The 21,848-nt window shown below is 70.4% G+C and carries 22 protein-coding genes; 15 read left to right on the forward strand and 7 right to left on the reverse strand.

Annotated features, from left to right (window positions below):
• From N4P33_RS03450 to N4P33_RS03475, 6 genes are all read left to right on the forward strand, one after another.
• Positions 1-837, forward strand: an 837-nt coding sequence (locus tag N4P33_RS03450) for an alpha/beta hydrolase family protein (RefSeq protein ID WP_260824650.1), incomplete at its 5' end; no start/stop codon positions are given.
• Complete coding sequence (locus N4P33_RS03455) at positions 824-1,990, forward strand: acyltransferase (RefSeq protein WP_260824651.1); 1,167 nt, start codon at positions 824-826, stop codon at positions 1,988-1,990. The genes N4P33_RS03450 and N4P33_RS03455, both read left to right, overlap by 14 nt.
• On the forward strand, positions 1,983-3,290 hold the full coding sequence (locus N4P33_RS03460) for a sensor histidine kinase (RefSeq protein ID WP_260824652.1): 1,308 nt from the start codon (positions 1,983-1,985) through the stop codon (positions 3,288-3,290). The genes N4P33_RS03455 and N4P33_RS03460 overlap by 8 nt, the downstream gene beginning before the upstream one ends.
• Positions 3,287-3,961, forward strand: a complete 675-nt coding sequence (locus N4P33_RS03465) for a response regulator transcription factor (RefSeq protein WP_260824653.1) — start codon at positions 3,287-3,289, stop codon at positions 3,959-3,961. The genes N4P33_RS03460 and N4P33_RS03465 overlap by 4 nt, the downstream gene beginning before the upstream one ends.
• Before the next feature lie 97 nt (positions 3,962-4,058).
• Complete coding sequence (locus tag N4P33_RS03470; RefSeq protein WP_260824654.1) at positions 4,059-5,411, forward strand: sensor histidine kinase; 1,353 nt, start codon at positions 4,059-4,061, stop codon at positions 5,409-5,411.
• On the forward strand, positions 5,408-6,073 hold the full coding sequence (locus N4P33_RS03475) for a response regulator transcription factor (protein WP_260824655.1): 666 nt from the start codon (positions 5,408-5,410) through the stop codon (positions 6,071-6,073). The genes N4P33_RS03470 and N4P33_RS03475 overlap by 4 nt, the downstream gene beginning before the upstream one ends.
• Positions 6,074-6,100: 27 nt before the next feature.
• Here N4P33_RS03475 and N4P33_RS03480 read toward each other — a convergent pair whose 3' ends face one another.
• Positions 6,101-6,508, reverse strand: coding sequence for an ATP-binding protein (locus N4P33_RS03480; protein ID WP_260824656.1), 408 nt, complete (start codon positions 6,506-6,508; stop codon positions 6,101-6,103).
• A gap of 236 nt (positions 6,509-6,744) precedes the next feature.
• On the opposite strand from N4P33_RS03480, the gene N4P33_RS03485 reads away from it, so the two are divergent.
• The gene (locus N4P33_RS03485; protein ID WP_260824657.1) at positions 6,745-7,596 is read left to right on the forward strand and encodes a helix-turn-helix transcriptional regulator; all 852 of its coding nucleotides are present in this window, start codon (positions 6,745-6,747) and stop codon (positions 7,594-7,596) included.
• Positions 7,596-7,784 (forward strand): DUF397 domain-containing protein, encoded by a 189-nt coding sequence (locus N4P33_RS03490; RefSeq protein ID WP_260824658.1) that lies wholly within the window; start codon positions 7,596-7,598, stop codon positions 7,782-7,784. The genes N4P33_RS03485 and N4P33_RS03490 overlap by 1 nt, the downstream gene beginning before the upstream one ends.
• A 7-nt stretch (positions 7,785-7,791) precedes the next feature.
• Here the strand turns inward: N4P33_RS03490 and N4P33_RS03495 are convergent, their stop codons facing one another.
• Positions 7,792-8,340 carry an LURP-one-related/scramblase family protein gene (locus N4P33_RS03495; protein ID WP_260824659.1) on the reverse strand — a complete coding sequence of 183 codons (549 nt, stop codon included), beginning with the start codon at positions 8,338-8,340 and terminating at the stop codon, positions 7,792-7,794.
• Between the two features lie 161 nt (positions 8,341-8,501).
• Between N4P33_RS03495 and N4P33_RS03500 the strand changes: the two genes are divergently transcribed.
• Complete coding sequence (locus N4P33_RS03500; RefSeq protein WP_260824660.1) at positions 8,502-9,311, forward strand: hypothetical protein; 810 nt, start codon at positions 8,502-8,504, stop codon at positions 9,309-9,311.
• Between the two features lie 150 nt (positions 9,312-9,461).
• Positions 9,462-10,679, forward strand: coding sequence for a cytochrome P450 (locus N4P33_RS03505; protein ID WP_260824661.1), 1,218 nt, complete (start codon positions 9,462-9,464; stop codon positions 10,677-10,679).
• A 397-nt stretch (positions 10,680-11,076) separates the two neighbouring features.
• Here the strand turns inward: N4P33_RS03505 and N4P33_RS03510 are convergent, their stop codons facing one another.
• The 3 genes from N4P33_RS03510 to N4P33_RS03520 all read right to left on the reverse strand — a co-directional run bounded on the left by N4P33_RS03510 (position 11,077) and on the right by N4P33_RS03520 (position 15,129).
• Positions 11,077-12,006 carry a hypothetical protein gene (locus N4P33_RS03510; RefSeq protein ID WP_260824662.1) on the reverse strand — a complete coding sequence of 310 codons (930 nt, stop codon included), beginning with the start codon at positions 12,004-12,006 and terminating at the stop codon, positions 11,077-11,079.
• A 595-nt stretch (positions 12,007-12,601) separates the two neighbouring features.
• Entirely contained in the window at positions 12,602-14,218 is a 1,617-nt protein-coding gene (locus N4P33_RS03515; RefSeq protein WP_260824663.1) for an ABC transporter permease, read from the reverse strand.
• On the reverse strand, positions 14,215-15,129 hold the full coding sequence (locus N4P33_RS03520; protein ID WP_260824664.1) for an ABC transporter ATP-binding protein: 915 nt from the start codon (positions 15,127-15,129) through the stop codon (positions 14,215-14,217). Before N4P33_RS03520 ends, N4P33_RS03515 begins: the two co-directional genes overlap by 4 nt.
• 74 nt (positions 15,130-15,203) lie before the next feature.
• On the opposite strand from N4P33_RS03520, the gene N4P33_RS03525 reads away from it, so the two are divergent.
• Both N4P33_RS03525 and N4P33_RS03530 read left to right on the forward strand, forming a co-directional pair.
• Complete coding sequence (locus N4P33_RS03525; protein WP_260824665.1) at positions 15,204-15,704, forward strand: GbsR/MarR family transcriptional regulator; 501 nt, start codon at positions 15,204-15,206, stop codon at positions 15,702-15,704.
• Positions 15,705-15,762: 58 nt separating this feature from the next.
• A complete protein-coding gene (locus N4P33_RS03530) occupies positions 15,763-16,356 on the forward strand; it encodes a Uma2 family endonuclease (protein ID WP_260824666.1) in 594 nt (197 codons plus the stop codon).
• Positions 16,357-16,364: 8 nt separating this feature from the next.
• Here N4P33_RS03530 and N4P33_RS03535 read toward each other — a convergent pair whose 3' ends face one another.
• Positions 16,365-17,303 (reverse strand): diacylglycerol kinase family protein, encoded by a 939-nt coding sequence (locus N4P33_RS03535; RefSeq protein ID WP_399028411.1) that lies wholly within the window; start codon positions 17,301-17,303, stop codon positions 16,365-16,367.
• A gap of 137 nt (positions 17,304-17,440) precedes the next feature.
• On the opposite strand from N4P33_RS03535, the gene N4P33_RS03540 reads away from it, so the two are divergent.
• Positions 17,441-18,724 carry an adenylosuccinate synthase gene (locus N4P33_RS03540; protein ID WP_260824667.1) on the forward strand — a complete coding sequence of 428 codons (1,284 nt, stop codon included), beginning with the start codon at positions 17,441-17,443 and terminating at the stop codon, positions 18,722-18,724.
• A 641-nt stretch (positions 18,725-19,365) separates the two neighbouring features.
• Here N4P33_RS03540 and N4P33_RS03545 read toward each other — a convergent pair.
• Positions 19,366-20,370: a CPBP family intramembrane glutamic endopeptidase gene (locus tag N4P33_RS03545; protein ID WP_260824668.1), complete on the reverse strand. Its 1,005-nt coding sequence runs from the start codon at positions 20,368-20,370 to the stop codon at positions 19,366-19,368.
• A gap of 552 nt (positions 20,371-20,922) precedes the next feature.
• Between N4P33_RS03545 and N4P33_RS03550 the strand changes: the two genes are divergently transcribed.
• Both N4P33_RS03550 and N4P33_RS03555 read left to right on the forward strand, forming a co-directional pair.
• Entirely contained in the window at positions 20,923-21,402 is a 480-nt protein-coding gene (locus N4P33_RS03550) for a hypothetical protein (protein WP_260824669.1), read from the forward strand.
• Positions 21,403-21,525: 123 nt separating this feature from the next.
• Positions 21,526-21,834: a hypothetical protein gene (locus tag N4P33_RS03555; protein WP_260824670.1), complete on the forward strand. Its 309-nt coding sequence runs from the start codon at positions 21,526-21,528 to the stop codon at positions 21,832-21,834.
• Positions 21,835-21,848: the final 14 nt, after the last annotated feature.

Consider the following 21,848-nt stretch of genomic DNA (forward strand, 5'->3'; position numbering starts at 1 on the left):
CCCACCCCCACCACGCTCGACGAGATCTACGCAGCCAACCGCACCAACGCCACGCAAGCCGCACAGATGGCGGCAGCCCACGGCGCCGCCAAGCGGGCGGCAGCCCTCCGCACCCTCACCACCGGCCAACTCCTCACCTTCGACGGCCGAGGCCCCGGCCTGGTCACGGAAGTACTCGGCGACCTCGCCCAAGCGACCCACATCGCCGTCCTCGTCCCCGGCTCGGACACCAGCCTCGACACCTACGGCCGTTTCCGCACCGCCGCCCAGTCCCTGCACCAGCGCCTCACCCGCGCAGCACCCCACACCGCCGTCATCGCCTGGCTCGGCTACGAAACCCCCGGCACGATCAGCACGACGGTCGCTTCGACGGACCGAGCGGACCAAGCGGCGCCCCAACTCGGCGCGCTGATACGGGACGTACGGAGAGCCACCACCGCCCCCCACCCCCACATCTCCCTCCTCTGCCACTCCTACGGCTCCGTCGTCTGCGCCGAGGCCGCCCCCACCACCGCCGACGCCGTGCAGGACATCGCCCTCCTCGGCAGCCCCGGCACCGGCACCGACACCGCCGCCGCCCTCCGCACCCCCGCCCGTATCTGGGCGGCCCGTGGTGCCGACGACTGGGTCGAGAACGTCCCCCACCTCAGCGCCGACCTCTTCGGCACCACCGTCGGCTTCGGCACCGACCCCGTCACCCCGGCCTTCGGCGCCCGCGTCTTCGCGGCCGGAGAGGGCGGCCACAGCGACTACTTCGCACCCGGCTCCCTCTCCCTCACCAACCTGACCAGGATCGTCCTGGGCGACACCGAGGCGGTGACCCATGCCCCTGCGTGACCTGATCGCCCGTATCGACGCCGCCACCCCCGCCCACCGCGACCGCGCCGTCGACGCGCTGCGCGCCCTCGCCGTCCTCGGTGTCGTCCTCGGCCACTGGCTGGTCACCGCCCTCGTCGCCGACGGCCGCACGCTGCGCACCGCGAGCCCGCTCCAGCACCTGCCGTGGCTGGCCCCCGTCTCCTGGATGTTCCAGACGCTGGCCGTGTTCTTCCTGGTCGGCGGCCACGTGGCGACCCGCTCCTACGCCTCCGCTCGCACCCGCGGCATCCCGTACCGCCACTGGCTGCGCGCCCGCCTCGCCCGGCTGTTCACACCCGTCGCCGCCGTCCTCACCCTGTGGACGGTCGTCGCGGTCACCCTGCTGCTGTCCGGCGCGGACCTCACCACCACCCGCACACTGGTGAAACTCGCCCTGTCCCCGCTGTGGTTCCTGCTGGTCTTCGCCGTGCTCACCGCGGCCACCCCGGCCCTGACCCGGCTGCATCCGCTGTGGCCGCTCGCGGTCGTCCTGCACGTGGACCTGCTGCGGTTCGGGTTCGGCGCGCCCGAGGAGCTCGGCTGGATCAATGTGGCGGCCGGCTGGCTGGTGCCGTACTGCCTGGGCGCCGCCTGGACCCGGGGCGAACTGGCCCGGCGCCGCTCGGGATGGATCCTCCTCCTCGGCGGTACGGCGGTGACGGCGGCGCTCGTCGCTTGGGCGGGCTACCCGGCGTCGATGGTCGGCGTGCCGGGCGCCGAGGTCTCCGACCTCGACCCGCCGACGCTCGCCGCCGTCACCTTCGGGCTCGCCCAGTGCGGACTGGCGCTGCTCCTGCGCGCACGGCTCGCCCACGCCATGCGCCGGCCCCTCGCGTGGGCGGCGGTGGCGCTGGTGAACCTCTCCGCGATGACGCTCTTCCTGTGGCACCAGACCGCGCTGATGGCGACCACCGCCACCGCACTGCTCCTCGGCCGGATGCCCGGCCTGCACACCCGCCCCGACGACCTCGGCTGGGTCGCCGCCCGCTTCGCCTGGCTGCCCGTCCTCGTCCTCGCCCTCGGCGTCTGCTGGGCCGCCTTCCGGACCTGGGAACAGGGCGGTGGCGGGCCGCGCGGGCGGTCCCGGGTGGTGCGGGAGAACCGGCCGGTGAAGGGCGTACACCATGTCTAGGCTGGACCGCGTGACGAACAAGGGGGCGGAGCTCGTCCGGCGGTGGCTGGGGGTGCTGCGGGACGATCTGTGGACCTGGCGGGCCGACCCCTTGCCGCCCTCGGTGTGGGTGCGGTGGCTGCCGCACGGCGTGGTGTGCCTGGCCGCGCTCGGGGTGCTGATCGGGGACGCCGCCCAGCTCGGCGACTACGGCAGGCTGGACCAGGGGACCGCCTTCCTGATCGCTGTCGCCGAGGCGGGCGCGATGGTGCTCGCGCTGTGGCGGCCGGTTCCGGCGTGGTGGCTGTCGACGGCGGCCATGATGGTCAGCGCGTCCGCGGTGCGGGCCGGGATGGCCACCGACGGGCACGCGTTCACCTGGCCCTGGACCTCGGCCGCTCTCATCGCGCACCTGTTCGTCATGCTGCTGCTGGCCCTGCGCGTCCGCACGCGGGCCGCCGTGGCGGCCCTGGGGCTGACCGCGCTGGTCACGTACGTCGTCCAGGGCCTGGTCGGCGGGCCGAACTATCAGCCCACCGGCCAACTGGCCGTGATCCTCTGCTCCGTCGTCGTCCTCCTCGGCACCGCCCTGCGCGGCCGCCGCGAGGCCCGCGCCGAGCTGGTGCAGCAGACCACGCTCACCGCCGAGGAACGCGCCCGGCGCACCCTGCTGGAGGAACGCAGCCGTATCGCACGGGAGTTGCACGACGTGGTCGCCCACCACATGTCGGTCATCTCCATCCAGGCCCAGGTCGCCCCGCACCTCGTGAAGGACCCGCCCGACGAGCTGCGGGAGAACCTCGCCGGCATACGCCAGAACGCCGTCGAGGCGCTCACCGAACTGCGCCGCGTGCTGGACGTCCTGCGCTCCGAGCACCCCGGCCCCGACCGGCACGAGGCCGACGCGGACGGCGTCCCGCACGCCCCGCAGCCCACCCTCGACCGGCTGGAGGCGCTGGTGGAGAACACCAGGGCCGCCGGACTCACCGTGACCACCGAGATCACCGGGGAGCGGCGCCCGCTGCCGCCCGGCGTGGAGCTGTCGGCGTACCGGATCGTGCAGGAGGCGCTGAGCAACGTACTGCGGCACGCACCCGGCGCCACCGTCCGCGTCGCCCTCGCCTACGAGCCGCACGCGCTGCGGGTGGAGGTGGCCAACACCCGGCCCACCCGCCAGGCACCGCCGTCCTCCGGCGCCGGGCACGGGCTGCTCGGCATGCGCGAGCGCGCCGTGATGCTCGGCGGCAGCCTCACCGCCGGACCCTCGGCCGACGGCGGCTACACGATCACCGCCCTGCTACCCAAGGACACCCCCGTATGACCACCGGCACCATCCGCGTACTGATAGCCGACGACCAGCAGATGGTCCGACAGGGCTTCACCGTGCTGCTGAACACCCAGCCGGACATCGAGGTGATCGGCCAGGCGGTGGACGGACTGGACGCGGTCGCGCAGGTGGCCGAGCTCGCCCCCGATGTCGTGCTCATGGACATCCGCATGCCCGAGCTGGGCGGGATCGAGGCCACCCGCCGCATCACCGCCGCCACCCCGGAGATCAGGGTGCTGGTGCTGACCACCTTCGACCTCGACGAGTACGTCTACGACGCGCTGCGCGCCGGCGCCTCCGGCTTCCTGCTGAAGGACGCCTCCGCCGAGCAGCTCGCCGAGGCGGTGCGGGTCGTCGCCGCCGGGGACGCGCTGCTCGCGCCGGGCATCACGCGCCGGCTGATCGCCGAGTTCTCCCGGCTGGACGCCCGGCCGCGCTCCCCGCTGAAGGAGCGCGTCGGCACCCTCACCGAACGGGAGACGGAGGTGCTGGCGCTGATCGCACAGGGCCTGTCGAACGCGGAGATCGCGGTACGGCTGGTGGTCGCCGAGCAGACGGTGAAGACGCATGTGGGCCGGATCCTGGTGAAGCTGGGGCTGCGGGACCGTACGCAGGCGGCGGTGTTCGCGTACGAGTCGGGGCTGGTCCGGCCGTCGGGCTACTGAAGGCCTGCCTCGACCTGAGGTAGTACTTGAGACGGACGCCGGAGAACCCCTCTCACCGGGGACGACCGCGGGGACCCGGTCGGCCTACGGTGGCACCGTGACCGAGACGACGACCCAGATGCAGTCCCCGGGCCCCGGGGGCGGGGACCGCAGCCCGGAGTTCCGGCTGGCCCAGAACGCCCTGCGCGGATTGCGCCAGGACCTGTTCCACGACGCGTTCGCCTACCGCCCGCTGCCGCGCACGGCCGGTACCGGGCCGCTGTCCCGGCTGCTGCCGCGCCCGCTGCGGCGGTACGCGGGCTACCTGCCGCACGCCGTGGTGGCGGGGGCCGCGCTGCTGGCGTTCTGGGCGGGCGCGGTGGAGAGCCTCGACGGCGAGGGCGTACTGGCGCTGCTGACCGGTGTGATGTGCGCGGTGCCGGTGCTGGTGACGCTGATCCGGCCGGTCGGCGCCTTCTGGCTGTCCATGGCGGCGACCCCGGTGGTCTCGGTCCTCGGCAGCAGCTGGGGCGACTGGCCCTGGCTGCCGGGGGCGTTCATCTGCCATCTGTCGGTGCTGTTCTTCGTGGCGATACGAACCCGGCCGCGCACGGCGGCCTGGATGTGGGCCCTGACGGCGCTCTACGGCTTCGTCGCCGAGACGGGTTTCGGCGGCGGCCACTACGCCACCAACAGCGCACCCATGCTGTTCGTCTCGGCGCTGGCGCTGCTCTCCGTGTCCGTCTGGCACATCCGGCGCGCGGCGGAGCAGGAGGTGACCGCCCAGCAGACGGTCACCGCGCACGAACGCTCCCGGCGCACACTGCTGGAGGAGCGCACCACCATCGCCCGTGAACTGCACGACGTGGTGGCCCACCACATGTCGGTGGTCGCCATCCAGGCGGAGGCCGCGCCGTACCGGGTGGAGAACCCGCCGCCGGAGCTGGAGCGGGCCTTCGCCACGATCCGCGAGAACGCGGTGGCGGCGCTGACTGAGCTGCGCCGGGTCCTTGGCGTGGTCCGCGCCGAGGACTACGAGGCCCCGGACGCCCCGCAGCCCACCCTCGCCGACCTGGACAGGCTGCTCGCCAATGTGCGCGACGCGGGCCTGGACGTGGAGAAGGTCGTGACGGGCGCGGTACGCGAACTGCCGCAGGGGGTGGAGCTGTCGGCGTACCGGATCGTGCAGGAGGCCCTGAGCAACAGCCTGCGCCACGCGCCCGGGGCGGGTGCGCGCGTGGAGATCGGCTACGTCCTCGGCGGGCTTGGCCTGCGGGTGCTGAACGGCCCGCCGCCGAACCCAGCACTGATCAAGCCCTCACCCGGCGCGGGGCACGGCATCACCGGGATGCGGGAGCGGGTGTCGATGCTGAACGGCGAGATGACGGCGGGCCCGACGGCCGACGGCGGCTACGAGGTGGCGGTGTTCCTGCCGGTCCCGGCGACGGACCTCATGGGTGACGACGTATGACCATCCGCGTACTGATCGCCGACGACCAGATGATGGTCCGCGAGGGCTTCTCGGTGCTGCTGAACGCGATGCCGGACATCGAGGTGGTCGGAGAAGCGGTGAACGGCCGGGAAGCGGTGACGAAGGTCCGCGAACTGGCCCCGGACGTCGTCCTGATGGACATCCGCATGCCGGAGCTGAACGGCATCGAGGCGACGAGGGAGATCGTCGCGGCGGACGGCACGTCGAAGGTGCTGGTCCTCACCACCTTCGACCTCGACGAGTACGTCTACCAGGCCCTGCGCGCCGGCGCCTCGGGCTTCCTCCTGAAGGACGCGTCGGCACGGCAGTTGGCGGAGGGTGTACGAGTCGTGGCCTCCGGCGAGGCCCTCCTGGCCCCCTCGGTGACGAGACGCCTGATCACGGAATTCTCGAAACTCTCCGAGACCCCCCGCCTGATGCCCTCCGCCCAGGCGGCCTACGGCGACCTCACCGAACGCGAGACGGAGGTCCTGACCTTGATCGCCCAGGGCCTGTCGAACGTGGAGATCGCGGAACGCCTGGTGGTCGCCGAGTCGACCATCAAGACCCATGTGAGCAGAATCCTCGTCAAACTGGGCCTGCGCGACCGCACCCAGGCAGCGGTCTTCGCGTACGAGGCACGACTGGTTACGCCGGGGTGAGGCTGCCAGAGGCACCCGGCGCCCTGCTCAAGCCGCGGCGAGTTCGCACCACACGTACTTGCCCCGATTGCCGAATCTCGAGAGCGGGTGCCAGCCCCATACGTCGGAGCAGGAGCGGACGAGGGCGAGTCCGCGTCCGCTCTCGTCGGACATGAGGTCCGTCAACCGGGCGGGTGGGTCCGGGGGTTCGGGATTCGCGTCCCACGCGCCGATCCGCAGCACACCGGCCGACCAGCGCACCCGCAGTGCGGCCGGCCCCTTCGTGTGCAGTACGGCGTTGCTGATCAGCTCTGACGCCAGCAGCTCGGCGACGTCGGCGAGGCGGATGAGGCCGTGCATCGTGAGGATCAGACGGAGGGTACGGCGACTGACGGTGACGGCGCGGGGGTCGTTGGGGATGTGGAGGGAGTACTCCCAGGGCTCGGTCTCGGGCATGCGTCAGCTCCGTTCGGCGAGGTTCGGTGACGTGTGGAGAAGCGCGCGGTGGCCGGGGACGGTGTCATTGCCGCATCCGTCATGGCAGGACGGAGCGGTGCGCTTCCGGCGCCCCGGGGTTTCGCAGCGTGTGCGGCGCGTCACTAACGGTAGGGCGACATTTATTGCCGCTGCAACCGCTTGGCGTAATCTGACACCCGAACGAGGCGCGACAGCACGGCTGTTAGGGAGGGCGGATGCCCCTGAGGAGTCACGCCACCGCTCGGCAGGTCCGGTTGGGCACCGAACTGCGCCGACTGCGGGAGGCGGCTGGGCTGAAGGCCCGTGAGCTGGCCGCCTTGTTGCACTCGACCTCTGCGCAGATAAGCCAGATGGAGCTGGGCTTCGCCGGGGTCAGTGAGGAACGCGTACGTCGTCTCGCGGCTCACTGCGCCTGTACGGACGAGGCGTTGATCGACGCACTCGTGACCATGGCGACAGACCGCACACGGGGGTGGTGGGAGGAGTACCGAGGAGTGCTGCCTCCGGTGTTCATGGACTCCGCCGAGGCCGAGCACCATGCCACGTACCTGCGCGAGATCGTGATCACCCGCGTCCCTGGGCTTCTCCAGACCCCCGACTATGCGCGCGCGGTCTTCGCCTACATGAACCCGGAGTTGCCCGCGAGCGAGCTGGATCCCAGGGTGGAGCACCGGATGCGGCGCCGCACGGTCATCGAGGGTGCCCGTCCCACCCCCTACGAGGCGATCATCCACGAGGTGGCCCTGCGGCTCCGCGTCTCCACCCGTGAGTCCATGCGTGTCCAACTCCAGCAGATCCTGGACCTGATCGAGAAGCGGCAGGCGACCGTACGCGTGATCCCCATCGACCGGGACGGCTTTGCGGGTTCGGGAGCCTCGATGACGTACGTGGGAGGCCCCCTGCCTCGGCTGGACACCGTGCTACGGGACTCGCCCACCGGCGTGGCGTTCATCGATGCCGAATCTCAGCTGGACCGACTGCGGGGGCTGTTCCGTAGGGTCGAGGATGCCGCGCTGGACGCCACGGCGTCCCGTGACTTCATTTATCGATTGGCGAAGGAACTCTGATGAACTGGCGTAAGTCCACGTACTCCGACGGCGGCGACGGCGACACCTGTGTCGAGATCGCCGAGCTGCCTGGCCGCATAGCCATCCGCGACTCCAAGGCACCCACTCGCGCCGCCCTGTCCTTCCCCGCATCCTCCTTCGTCGACTTCATCGAAGACGTCAAGCGGGGCTCAGAATCACGAGCCTGACTGGACGTCAGTCGCCGGGGTGTGCCATCGCGTCGATGGCGATGACCGCCGCCACCACCGTGGTGTGGTCGGCTCCCGGGCCGATGTCCACGCCGTAGGTGTCCCGCAGCCGGAACCACTTCTTCGAGACCTCGGCGATCTTGTAGCCATCCCGCTCGATCGTGTACTCGTGGTCGAGGATGTTGCCGCGCACGGTCAGGTCGTCGCCGTCCTCCTGTTTGATCCGCCACCGGTCGCGCAGCGGGCCGACGATGGCCTTCTTGACGAGGGCCACGCGGTCGCCCGAGGCGTCCTCGATGGCCATCGAGTCCTTGATCCGCAGGGGACGGCTCTGCACGGTGGCGACGCGCTCACCGTGCTGGTCCTCGATGCGGTAGGTCCGGCGGGCGCGGAGCACCTTGCCGTTGACCTTGTACCGGTGCCGGCCCGAGTCGTCGTCGATCCAGTAGTCGTCACCGAGGGAGATCGCCCGCTGGCGCATCCGGTAGCGCGTCACACCCACGTCGTGGTCGAAGGCGCGATTGGCCCGCCGGCGGTCCCTGCGCTTGTCGAACATGGCCCGTCCTTTCCGCCGCCCGCCGAAGACGCGATGAGCACGGTGACGGCAGATCTCCTCCCTTCCTATGCCACACTCCGCGCACGCGCATCTCTTCGTAAGATCGTCGCGCGAGGCGGTGCCGCCACGGCCGCGTGCTCGCCCTAGAACCCGGAGAGTCCATGCGCCGTCCCCTCGTGCCCGCCATCGCCGCCGCGCTGCTGTGCGCCGGCTGCTCCACGGCCGACGCCGGAAGCGGTGACAAGCCCACGGCGGCGTCACCGCCCTCCGCGTCGTCGTCCGGTCACCGCTCCGCCGTACGCGAGGCCGTCGCGGCTCTGCGCGAGGACAGCGCCGGGTTCCGCCAGGAGATCGAACTGGAGGGTGGGGGCCGGGTGTACGACCTCACCGTGTCCGGCGGGTTCGACTTCGCCGCGGACAAGGGGCACGTGGCGGTCGACCTTCCCGGCGGTGCCATCGACCACAGCGACCAGGTCTTCGCGGACGGAAAGATCTACATCCGTGGCGTCGAAGGGTTCGGCGAGGACACCTGGGGGGTCGTACTCCGGGACGAGGCCCGGGCCCACTACCTGCTGCGGTCGCCGCTCAACGACCCCGAGCACGTCCTGCTGCAGATCGCCGCCATGCGCGAGGTCTCCCGGGAGGGCGAGGAGACCGTCCAGGGCGTGCGCGCGGTGCGCTATCGCGGCATCCTCGACCACCGGACCCTCACGCTGCGTATGGCCCCGGAGACCCGCACGAAGATGGACGAAGCCCGCGACGCCCTGGGCAGCGACCTGCCGGTCTTCGCGGACGCGTGGGTCGACAGCCGGGGACGCCTGGTGCAGGCCCGCACGGACGCCGACCTGGCCGGTGTGCGGGTAACGCTCACCATGACCCTGTCGGACATCGGCAAGCCGGTCCGCGTGACCGTCCCGCGGCCCGACGAAACGGTTCCGGTCACCAAGGTCAGCGGCATCCTGAACGGCTGAGCCCGACGACCGCGGGACCGGAAACGCTGCCCGGAGTTCCCGCTACCCTCGCCGTCCCCGCCCCCCCGCAGTCCCCGCCGTCCTCGCCACCCGAGCGGGCATTTCCGGACCCTCTGGTCAGGGGAGGGTTCGCCGGGCTAGCGTCCGCGCATGGCCGTACCGGAAGACCTCGCCTTCGATCCGTGGGACCCGGCGTTCCTCGCCGACCCGTACCCCGCCTACGCCGAGCTGCGGGCGCGGGGCCGCGTGCACTACTTCGAGCCGACGAACCAGTGGCTGGTCCCGCATCACGCGGACGTCTCGGCGCTGCTGCGGGACCGGAGGCTGGGGCGGACGTATCTGCACCGCTTCACGCACGAGGAGTTCGGCCGCACCCCGCCCCCGCCGGAGCACGAGCCGTTCCACACCCTGAACGATCACGGGATGCTGGACCTGGAGCCGCCGGACCACACCCGCATCCGGCGCCTGGTGTCGAAGGCGTTCACGCCGCGCACGGTGGAGCGGCTGAAGCCGTACGTGGAGCGGCTGGCCGGTGAGCTGGTCGACGGGCTGGTGGAGGCGGGCGGCGGTGATCTGCTCCGGGACGTCGCCGAGCCGCTGCCCGTCGCCGTGATCGCGGAGATGCTGGGCATTCCGGAGGCGGACCGGGGGCCGCTGAGGCCCTGGTCGGCGGACATCTGCGGGATGTACGAGCTCAACCCGTCGCAGGAGGCGGCGGCGAAGGCGGTGCGGGCGTCGGTGGAGTTCTCCGACTACCTGCGTGAGCTGATCGCCGAGCGGCGCAAGGAGCCCGGTGATGATCTGATCTCGGGGCTCATCGCTGCGCACGACGAGGACGATCGCCTCACCGAGCAGGAGATGATCTCCACCTGCGTGCTGCTGCTGAACGCCGGTCACGAGGCGACGGTGAACGCCACGGTCAATGGGTGGTGGGCGCTGTTCCGCAACCCGGACCAGCTGGCGGCCCTGCGCGCGGACCACTCCCTCATCCCCTCCGCCGTGGAGGAGCTGATGCGCTACGACACCCCGCTCCAGCTCTTCGAGCGCTGGGTGCTGGACGAGATCGAGATCGACGGCACCGTCATCCCGCGCGGCGCGGAGATCGCGATGCTCTTCGGCTCCGCCAACCACGATCCCGCGGTCTTCGCCGACCCCGCCCGCCTCGATCTCACCCGCCGCGACAACCCCCACATCTCCTTCAGCGCCGGCATCCACTACTGCATCGGCGCCCCCCTGGCCCGCATCGAGCTGGCGGCATCGATGGGCGCGCTGCTGAAGAAGGCCCCGAACCTGACCCTCACGGAGGACCCGAAGCGCAAGCCGAACTTCGTGATCCGGGGGCTGGAGGGGCTGGTCGTCGAGGCGTGATCGGTGTGCCGGGGGCGCGGAGACGCGAATGGCCCAGCCCAGGTTCGTGGGCTGGGCCATTCAACAGAGTCAACCGGGTGGACGCCCGCTGAGATCAGTGACGCAGGTGGCTCGGACGGCCCGCCATACGTGCTCGTATGATGTGCGCCCCTTGGCCCACACCGGCACACCACAGCAGGGCGCCGCCCCATGCGTAGGACTGATCAATGCCGCTTGCGACCGCCAGAAGGTAGGCGAGCACCGCGGAGACAAGTCCCATGACGACCGCGGGAAGATCGTTCCACACCCTGTTCCCCGGCTTCCCGATAGTCAGTACGGCGACGACGGAGAGCACAACCACCGCCGCACCGGAGTACACGAACCACATATCGTCCACCAGTCGATGCCTTTTCGCTGATTACTTGCAGTAGCCGCCAGAGTACTGGCCAGGAATGAAGAGGCCGGCCGCGAACTTGAGCTTCAAGCACTTCTTGGCGACGTCGGCCTTGTAGGCGGTTGCCGTGATGGCTGCGGAGTGCATGGTCACGTACGCGTTCAGGCCGGGCGGGAGAGCCCACGCCGCCATTGCGGTCAGAGCCCCGTTCTGGGCGATCTTCTTCGTTTCGCTCTTCTTGAAGTAGGCGGTACCCGTCACGATGCCCCACGTGAACTTCGGATCGGCGACAACCGGGAAGGCGGTGTCCTTGTTCACGTCGACTGTCTGAACGAGGGACGAGCCCTCGAGCTCGTAGCGCGTCGGCACCGGCTTGCCGTTGGCGTCTTTGGCCCACGGGGCGTCGATGGTGCCGATGGTCGTGTGAACACCGTCAGCGGTCTCGCGGGTGATCTCGTAGCCGCCCGCCTCGTCCTCGATCAGCGAGGCGCCCTGGGGCAGATTCAAGGCGAAGCGCTGGGTGGAGGATGCGTTGGCGTCCTTGAGGACGACAAGGGTGCGGGCTCCCCCGTCGGTGGTGGGCTGGATGGCCAGGTCGGTGGACTTGGACGCGTTCGGGTAGACCACTGTGCCCTTACCCGCTTCGGTGCCGGTGACGTCGCTGCTGGCCGGCAGTCCGAGGCTCAGCGCGCCCCCGTCCTTCGCGCGGGCGGTAACGGCGCCGTTTGCCGTCGCAGGTGTGGTGACCGTGACCTGCCCCGTCGACGAGCCGGGCGAGGCCACATCTGCGGTTCCCGTTGCCTTCTCGACTATGGAGGCAGTCAACTCCGCGCTGCTGACGGGCGATTCAGCGGCTGCGGCAGTCCCCGAAAAGGCGGTGCCGACGATGCTGGCAACGGCGACGGCAGCCGTCACCGTCCTGCGCACGGAAGTACCCGTGATGGTCGCGCTCACGTTTGTTCGTCTTTCTCGCGTAATGGGTGAGCACCCCGATTCACCGACGACTGTGCTGGTCTTTCGTCGGTGTCCCCCAGGGTGATCACCGGGTCGGCGAAAAACTAACTGTATGAATGGCCGCCGATGTGGTTGAGGCGCCAACTGATGGCTGAAAACTGCCGCGTACGTGGCCTGAGGTGAACCCAATGTCCCCCCGAGTGGCGCGGTGAAGCCTTCGGCGGCCTCACCGCGCAGAACTGACGACGGCTTGTTTCAGTCCCCGGAAACCTCAAAACGTGCTCAACGTGAAAGGGGCCCCGCCCACGGCGGCGTCGTTCAGGCGATGTGTCCCTCTTGATGCGGATTCAGGCAGCTGACGCGGGACCGCGCCCCGGGCCATGGCGGCACTGCGCAACCTTGCCATCGGCGCTCTCCGCCTGACCGGCTGCGACAGCATCGCACCGGCCGCGCAAAACACAGCCGAGACGCTGCCCGACCGCTGGCCACCCTCGGCATCACGTGATCAAACCGGACAGAATCCCTGAACGACGCCGCCCTGGGGGCCCCGCCCGAGTCCTCAGCCCACGTCACGCCGTCACGTCACGCCGTCACGTCACGTCGTCATGTCCCGCCGCCGCACCCCCGCCAGTCCCACCGCCACCAACGCCCCCGCGATCCCGCACAGCACCAGCACCGTCCCCCAGCTCATCTCCGCGCCCGGCAGCTTCGGCAGGTGGCCGAAGGGGGAGAGGTCCAGGACGGTGGCGGGGACGTCCAGGGCCGGGCCCACCCAGCCCAGCAGCAGCACCGCCCCGGCGACTCCCCACGCCGTCCCCACCGCGGCACGCGGCAGCAGCCCGTGCAGCAGGACCGCCGCGCCGCCGATCACCCACACCGCGGGGATCTGGACCAGGCACGCGCCCAGCACTCCGCCCACGTCCTTGCCGTAGGCCAGGGCGTACCCGGCACCGGCGAGCAGCATGATCCAGGCGGCCCCACCGAAGGCGATCACCAGGTGGCCGGCCGCCCAGCGGAGCCGGCCGACCGCGCCCGCCAGCACCGGTTCCGCCCGGCCGGAGGTCTCCTCGCCGGTGAGGCGCAGCACCGAGCTCACGACGTACAGCGCGGCGATCAGGCCCAGCATCCCGATCATCGCCGCCACGAACGCGTCCGTCAGAGCCGCCTGCCCGCCCATCCGCTCGATGATCTGCCGCGCCTGCTCGTTGTCCCCGACCAGATCCGCCGCGCCCTCCGTCATCCCGCCGTAGACGACCCCGGCGAGGAAGAAGCCGATGCTCCAGCCGAGCACGCTGCCCCGCTGCAGCCGCCAGGCCAGCGCGCCCGCCGTGCCCAGGCGGCCGTGCGCCGGTCCTGGCCGGGTCGGCAGGAAGCTCATGCCCAGATCGCGGCGCCCGGTGAGCTCGTACGCCACCGCGCCCTGCGCCAGCACCGCCCCGGCGATCAGCAGCAGCACCCACCAGCGTTCGTCGGCGAAGGCGCGGACATTCTCCAGCCAGCCCAAGGGGGACAGCCAGGTCAGGACGGACGAACCATCAGCCGTCGCCGAGTCGCCCGCCGCGCGCAGCACGAACGCCGCGCCCAGCACTCCCGCCGTCAGCCCCCGCGCCAGCCGCGCGCTCTCCGTCAGCTGGGCGACGATCGCCGCCGTCGTCGCGAAGAGCATGCCGACGCCGGCGATGCCGAGCGCGAAGGCGAGCGCCCCGGTCGCGCCCTGGGCGGACAGGCCCGCGAACAGCAGCAGCGCCAGCAGGCCGTCGGCGACGGCCGCCGTCAGCAGGGCGGCCGTGAGGGGGGCCCTGCGGCCGACCATGCCGGACGCCACCAGTTCCTGCCGGCCGCTCTCCTCCTCGTCGCGCGTGTGGCGTACGACGATCAGCAGGCTCATCACGGCGGCGAGCGCGGCCGCGTACACCCCGGCCCGCCAGGCGGTGAGCGCGCCGAGCGAGTCGTCGAAGACGGGGCCGACCATCGCGCGCAGGGAGGAGTTGGTCTCCATCTGCCGCATCAGATCGGCCCGTTCGGCCGCCGTGCCGTACAGGCTCGCCAGGGTGCCCGGCATGGACAGCACCATCAGGGCGTTCACCGCGACCCAGACGGGGATCAGCACCCGGTCCCGGCGCAGGGCGAAGCGCAACAGTGTTCCGGTGCCCGCGAGTTGGCGCGAGCCGGCGGGGCGTACGGCGAAGGCGTTCGTGGTCGCCGCGGTCATCGGGTCACCGCCTCGGGCGTCGTCGTCACGTCCTCCTGGTAGTGGCGCAGGAACAGCTCCTCCAGCGTCGGCGGCGTCGACGTCAGCGACCGCACGCCCGACTCGCTGAGCGAGCGCAGTACGGCGTTCAGCTTGTCGGTGTCGACCTGGAGCCGGACCCGGTTGCCCTGCACGTCGAGGTCGTGGACGCCGGGCAGGGAGGCGAGCCCGTTGGGCGGTCCGGCGAGTTCCGCGCTCACGCTGGTGCGGGTCAGGTGGCGCAGGTCGGCGAGCGTGCCGCTCTCCACCGTGCGGCCCTTGCGGATGATGCTCACCCGGTCGCACAGCTCCTCCACCTCGCTGAGGATGTGCGAGGACAGCAGGACCGTACGCCCGCGCTCGCGCTCCTCGGCGACGCAGCTCTGGAAGACCTCCTCCATCAGCGGGTCGAGTCCGGAGGTCGGTTCGTCGAGGATCAGCAGGTCGACGTCGGAGGCGAACGCGGCGACGAGGGCGACCTTCTGCCGGTTGCCCTTGGAGTAGGTGCGGCCCTTCTTCGTCGGGTCCAGCTCGAAGCGCTCGATCAGCTCGGCGCGGCGCCGCGCGTCCAGGCCGCCGCGCAGACGGCCGTACAGGTCGATGACCTCGCCGCCGGAGAGGTTGCGCCACAGCGTCACGTCGCCGGGGACGTAGGCGATACGGCGGTGGATCTCGACGGCGTCCCGCCACGGGTCCCGGCCGAGGACCTGGGCGGCGCCGGAGTCGGCGCGCAGCAGGCCGAGCAGGACGCGGATGGTGGTGGACTTCCCGGAGCCGTTGGGGCCGAGGAAGCCGTGGACCTCGCCGGACTCGACGTCCAGGTCGAGACCGTCGAGCGCGTGGGTGCGGCCGAACGCCTTGTGGAGCCCGGAGACGCTGATTGCCTTCGTCATGTTTCAGAACGTACGCTTCTTTCAGAAATTTGTGAAGTTAAGGAAGCGTCAAGGCTGTGAGGCATGATCGGATCATGAGCGAAGCAGTGGGGCAGGGTGATCCGGGGCGCGACCCGGAGGCGGTGTCGAAGTTCGTGGAGGGATTCGCGGCGCAGCTCGTCGAGGCGGGGATGCAGCGGATGCCGGCCCGTGTCTTCGCCGCGCTGCTCGCCTCCGACTCGGGTGCGCTCACCTCCGCCGAACTGGGCGAACAGCTCCAGGTCAGCCCCGCCGCCGTCTCCGGCGCGGTGCGCTATCTGTCCCAGCAGCACATGGTGTCGCGGGAGCGCGAACCCGGCTCACGGCGCGAGCGGTACCGGGTGCACAGCAACCAGTGGTACGAGGCGCTCACCAACCGCGAGGCCGTCATCAAGCGCTGGGAAGCGGCCCTGAGGGAGGGGGTCGCGAGCCTCGGTGCGGACACCCCAGCGGGCTGCCGCATGGCGGAGACGCTCGCCTTCTTCGAGTTCGTCGACGGTGAGATCGCGGCCATGATGGAACGCTGGCGAGTGCGCCGGGAGGAGCTGTTCGGGTGAGGGTGACCGGTCGGCTACGCTGAGTGGTGGCTGGTCCGCATTCCGGGGAGGGCGCATCATGACAGTCATGGCAGAGCGACCGACGATAAGCGGCACCGAGCCCCACAGCGACTTCGAGGAGCTCCTTGACGTCCTCGACGAGCTGAACGTGCCCGACGGCTACCAGGCCGAGATCGTGAGGGGGAGCATCGTCGTGTCGCCGTGGTCGAAGGGGTACTACCTCGAGGTCATGGAGCTGGTCTGTGATCAGCTACGGCCGCATCTTCCTGAAGGGCACCGCATCAGCTACGGGCCTTTCCTGTACGTGTTCCCGGGTTCCGAGAGCGCCTACGGCCCGGACATCCACGCGGCCGACCGGCGGACGCACAAGACCGTCAGCAACCGCCTGGACGGCGAGGGCTTGTCCTTCGTCGCCGAGCTGACCTCGGACTCGACGCGGAAGGACGACCTGACCGGCAAGGTCGAGGTCTACGCCAAGGCGGGCGTCCCGGTCTACCTGGTCCTCGACATGCAGAACGAGCAGGCCACCGTCTTCTGGTCCCCGAGCGGCAGCGGATACGAGGGGCGCCTGACCAAGTCGTTCGGCGAGAGGCTGGACATCCCGGAGCCTCTCAACTGCACACTCGACACCTCCGGCTTCAAGGCCCCCTGACCCAGCCGCTACCCCACCGGAACCGTCAACCCCCAAGCCCCCGCCCGTACCACCCACGTCCGGGTCCGCACCGGGCCCGAGATCGTCGCGTCCGCGCGGTAGCGGAAGTGGGCGCCCGAGACGGTGACCGTGCGGGCCTCGGCGAGCAGGGGGGACGCCTCCGCGCCGACCGAGAGGGGGCGGACCTCGACGCGGGCCGTTCCCGCGGCCGTGGGCGTCACCGATACGGACTCCACCGGCTGGCGCAGGTCGATCAGGGTCTCGCCGTCCACCTCGACGCGCAGCCGGGCGGGGCCCGCCTCGGGGACCGGGGTGAGAGGGGAGGGGCGGGCCGGGAGCAGCGTGCGGACGAGGGACCTGCAGGTGTGCAGCCAGGGCCACGGAGGGGCCGGCTCCCCGTCCACCGCCCCCCGCTCCCGCACCGCACCGAGCGGCGGGATCCGCAGCGCGCCGAGCACCACCCCGTCGCTGTCGTCCACCAGCAGGTCCATCCGCCGCTCCGCCCCGTCCAGCACGGCCCGCGCCGCCGCCACCGCGCTCGTCGGCACCCCCAGCGACCGCGCGAGCGCCGACGCGCCGCCCACCGGCACCAGCGACAGCGCACATCCGGCCAGCTCCCGCTGCCGGTGCAGCAGGCTCACCGCCCGCACCAGCGCCCGGTCGTCCCCGACGAGCACCGGCCGCCGCGAACCCCGCCGCCGCAGCGCCCGCGCGAACTCCTCCGGGCCGTCCGGCAGACACACCTTCGTCCCGGCCGCACCCGCGCTGAGCACGTCCTTCGCGATCCGTACGGACTCGCCGTCGGTGCGGCGGGCGACAGGATCCACGACCACCAGGAGCTGATCGGGAGTGGACGAAGACGTCGCGGATGATGTCGCGGAAGTCGCCACCTCGGCCCTGCCTCGCTTCCTCGGGTAGCATCTTTGTGCAAGAGCCCCTTGCGCTATTGCGCCAGGGGCTTCGTCTATTCCGGGGCATCCGGTCCGACGGTTGGCGGCCAACGACGGTCGCGGTGCACGCGGCGGTGATCCTCCGTGTACGCCCTCGACCATGGACATGCCCCGCCCGGAAGGGGTGTACGCGCGTGCCCGCACTTGTGCTGCTCGGTGCTCAGTGGGGTGACGAAGGCAAGGGAAAGGCGACGGACCTGCTCGGCGGATCCGTCGATTATGTGGTGCGCTACCAGGGCGGCAACAACGCCGGCCACACGGTGGTCGTGGGCGATCAGAAGTACGCCCTGCACCTGCTCCCTTCCGGAATCCTGTCCCCCGGCTGCACGCCGGTCATCGGCAACGGCGTCGTCGTCGACCCGTCGGTCCTGTTCTCCGAGCTGAGCGGGCTGAACGAGCGCGGCGTCGACACGTCCAAGCTCCTGATCAGCGGCAACGCGCACATCATCACGCCGTACAACGTGACGGTGGACAAGGTGACCGAGCGCTTCCTCGGCAAGCGCAAGATCGGCACCACCGGGCGCGGCATCGGCCCGACCTACGCCGACAAGATCAACCGCGTCGGCATCCGCGTCCAGGACCTGTACGACGAGTCGATCCTGACGCAGAAGGTCGAGGCGGCCCTCGACGTCAAGAACCAGATCCTCACCAAGCTCTACAACCGCCGCGCGATCGCCGTGGACCAGGTGGTCGAGGAGCTGCTGGGCTACGCGGACAAGCTCGCGCCGTACGTCGCCGACACCGTGCTGATCCTGAACCAGGCGCTGGAGCAGGACAAGGTGGTCCTCTTCGAGGGCGGCCAGGGCACGCTGCTGGACATCGACCACGGCACGTACCCCTTCGTCACCTCCTCCAACCCGACCGCGGGCGGCGCCTGCACGGGCGCGGGCGTGGGCCCGACGAAGATCAGCCGGGTCATCGGCATCCTGAAGGCGTACACCACCCGTGTCGGCGCCGGCCCGTTCCCGACGGAGCTGTTCGACGAGGACGGCGAGGCGCTGCGCCGCATCGGCGGCGAGCGGGGCGTCACCACCGGCCGTGACCGCCGCTGCGGCTGGTTCGACGCGGTCATCGCCCGCTACGCGACCCGCGTGAACGGCCTGACCGACTTCTTCCTCACCAAGCTCGACGTCCTCACCGGCTGGGAGCAGATCCCGGTCTGCGTCGCCTACGAGATCGACGGCAAGCGCGTCGAGGAACTGCCCTACTCGCAGACCGACTTCCACCACGCGAAGCCCGTCTACGAGATGCTGCCGGGCTGGTCGGAGGACATCTCGAAGGCCAAGTCGTTCTCCGACCTCCCGAAGAACGCCCAGGCCTACGTCAAGGCCCTGGAGGAGATGTCCGGCGCCCCGATCTCCGCGATCGGCGTGGGCCCGGGCCGCGACGAGACGATCGAGATCAACTCGTTCCTGTGAGTTCTCCTCCCGGGGACCTGAAGATCTGATGGGGCGGCCGGTGCGGTGAATCCGGCCGGCCGTCCCGCTCGGGAGGGTGACCACTGCGTCCGTCGTGGAGGAAGCGGGATGCTGGAGCCACGAGCCTGACCCCCGTCGCCGACTGGTACCCCCGTTGCGTCGATGGGGGTGGCAGCTTGATGGGCGGGACGCCGAACGCGCGGGTCCAGGTGAACCGCGTACCCAGAAAGCCCGTCCGCCGCCAGGACGACCGGACCATCGCCATCGACCTCTGGCTGTGCCGGGACGGAGTCTTCGACTCGGATGCGGCGCTGCACCTCGCCTCCGCGGAGGCCCCCCGTGCTGCACGCCCAGCTCTGCTACGCCCTCGACGACGACACTGCCGCCCTCATCGTGGAGAGCAAGCGGCCCGCATGCCGCAACGGGGTGTCCACCCGTCGCAGGAACCTGTAAGCCAGGCCCGTAGGGACCGAACCCGGCTGCTTGCCCGCGGTCGCCGTTCGGCCGCTGGCCGAAACCCGTGCGTCAACCTCCCCCCGGCGTACGGGTTTCTGGGCGTGTGTCGCCCCAGTGGTCACCATGCGTTCCTTACGGATCACCGTCCCGGGCCCGTGGCCGCCCGCGGCCACGCGGGATGACCGTCAATCAGAAGCGGTGTTGTGTGAGCGGGCCATGCCGGTCGTAGGCGGCGGGACACAGGGGTTCGGTGCAGGTGGTGGGGGAGGTGCGACCTCAGGAGGTGCCAGGCGCTGGGGGCGTTGGTTGCGGGCGATGCAGATGATGATCGCGGCGTAGAGCAGGGCGGCTGTCATATCCGCCAGGGCCAGTTGCCAGGGTGCGTCCGCTGCGGTGTCGTCGGAGGACAGCCCGCCGACTGTGGCGGCGGATACGCCGAAAGCGAGCAGGTTGTTCAGGGCGTGCAAGGCGATGGCGGCTTCCAGGCCGCCTGTGCGGAGGGTCAGCCATCCCGCCACGAGGCCGAAGACCAGCAGATCGAGAAAGCCCCAGGTGGTGCCCCAGCCGTGGGCGGTGGCAAACAGTGCGGCCTGGGGGAGCACTACGAGCCACCGGGAGCGCAGGAAGGCCCCGACCGCTTGGGTGAGCCAGCCCCGGAAGAGGTACTCCTCGGCAGCGGCCTGCACTGGGACGAAGACGGCCAGGACGGCGAGAGACGTAAGGAAGGGTGACAAGCCGACCCATGCCGCGGAGTCCTCGGAGGCCGAACCGTCGCCCGGCAGGAAGAGGGAGGTTGACGTGAGCAGGGCCACCGGGGCGAGAGCGGCCAGCAGGCACCGGGCCAGCCAGCCCTTCCGCAGCCGTCCAGTGACCGACGACAGTGTGCCGGCGGGCCGCCGCTCGGTGGACCGTACGGCCAGCAGGATGAAGGGCAGGGCAACGGCGATGTACGTCAGGTCCAGTGCCGTATTGCGCAGCGGCCCTAAGTCCACGCCACCGTCGGGGAGTTCCGGGTATCCGGCTGCCGTCCCCAGCGCGTAGGAGAAGAGGTAGAGCATGAGCACGGTCACGAGCCAGCTCAGCAGGAACAGCACAGCGCCGAGCAGCGGCCGCCACCAGCGGTGACGACCGGTGCGCCGGCCCATGCGGTGATAGGCGAAGCCGGCGGGATCCGGGGATGCAGTGGTCATGATCGGCAGCATGGCAACCGCAGGTGGTCGAAAAATCCGCCCTCAGCAGGAATGCCTGTCAGCCCACGGGCGGATGCCTTGCGTCCTTTCCGGACATCGCTCAGGCGGCTGCCGGGGCCCTATAGGGGTGCAGACCTGACGGTGTGACGTTTTCGCGGGGGTCGACGCTGTGGTGTGCAGGGGTCGATCCACCTCGGTTCCTGGCGAGTTGAGCGGAACCTGAGGTTTCGGGGTGGCGGTAGTGGCCAGTCCGGTTTACGCCTTCCCGCGCACGGCTTGCGATAGATCGTCCGCTTCTGTCCGCCGGACTTGCGAAAAACATCCCGTCTGCGCGTCCTGGATCAACGAAAATTTCAGGGCATATCCGCATCAAGATCTGGAACTCTTGATCAACACGGGGTTAGGTTCTTCACCGCCCCCGGCAGAGAAGCCCGGGGGTGCGGGCACCGCCACTTCCGACGCACACGGTTTCCAGGCCATGAGTGCACCGGTCGGCAGCGCCCGCACCGTCTTACCCGAAGGACCACGATAGTGAATCGTCGGCATATCCGCATGGGTGCGATTGCCGCTCTGGCCGCTCTCACCCTCGGTGTCACCGGTACCACGGCGGCCCAGGCCACCACCCACCGCGAGACGGCCGCTGCCGCTTCCGCTTCCGCCGCCCCGGAGTTCGATGCGGCCTTCGAGTTCTCCTCGCCCGAGGCCTGGGCCAGCTACCTCGACACCCCCGAAGGCAAGGAGCTCCTCAGGGAGGAAGGCCTCACCAAGCAGCAGGTGGTCTCCGCCGCCGGCACTGACGGCTTCGCCGCCAAGGGGTTTCTGGACAAGCTGAAGAAGAAGGCCTTGAAGAAGGCCTTCAACGCGCTGCCCGACTCCTGGCAGAAGAAGCTGACCGACTGGGCGAAGAAGGGCAAGGGCTACTTCAAGGAGAAGTGGAACTCCCTCCCGGGCTGGGTGAAGAAGGCGCTGACCCTGGGTGGCGCGATCTCCGTCAAGACCGCCATCGAGTGGCTCATCGACATCACCCTGTGATGTACCTGATCTCCTGATGGCGCCCCTCCCCGGGGGCTGGAACACCCATGTGCGCCCCACGGTCTTTCCTCCTGCCGTGGGGCGCACATCCTTGCCGACACCTACCACGCCACGGAGGCCTCCATGACCGAAACCGGTAGCCCTGAGCAGGTACGGGAGTTCAGCCCGGCCCAGTACGTTGCCCCATATCTGCTGCTCATCATCGGCAACGCCGGGGTGCAGAACGCGCCCGCCGGCGAACGGCCCGTGCTGTTTTGTCTGTTCACTGCCATCGCCGCGCTTGGTGTTCTGTCCGCCGTCGTACGCCTGAAGCGCATGTGGAACACGCACCGACGCCGCATCCTGCCCACATGGACCCGCTTCCTCGGGCTGCTTCTCGCGCTGTACGGGCTGTACGTCGTCTACCGCGTCATCGGGGGCATCACCGGATAGATCGCCCTACCCCT

Source organism: Streptomyces sp. 15-116A, from assembly GCF_025290915.1.
Taxonomy (GTDB): Bacteria; Actinomycetota; Actinomycetes; order Streptomycetales; family Streptomycetaceae; genus Streptomyces.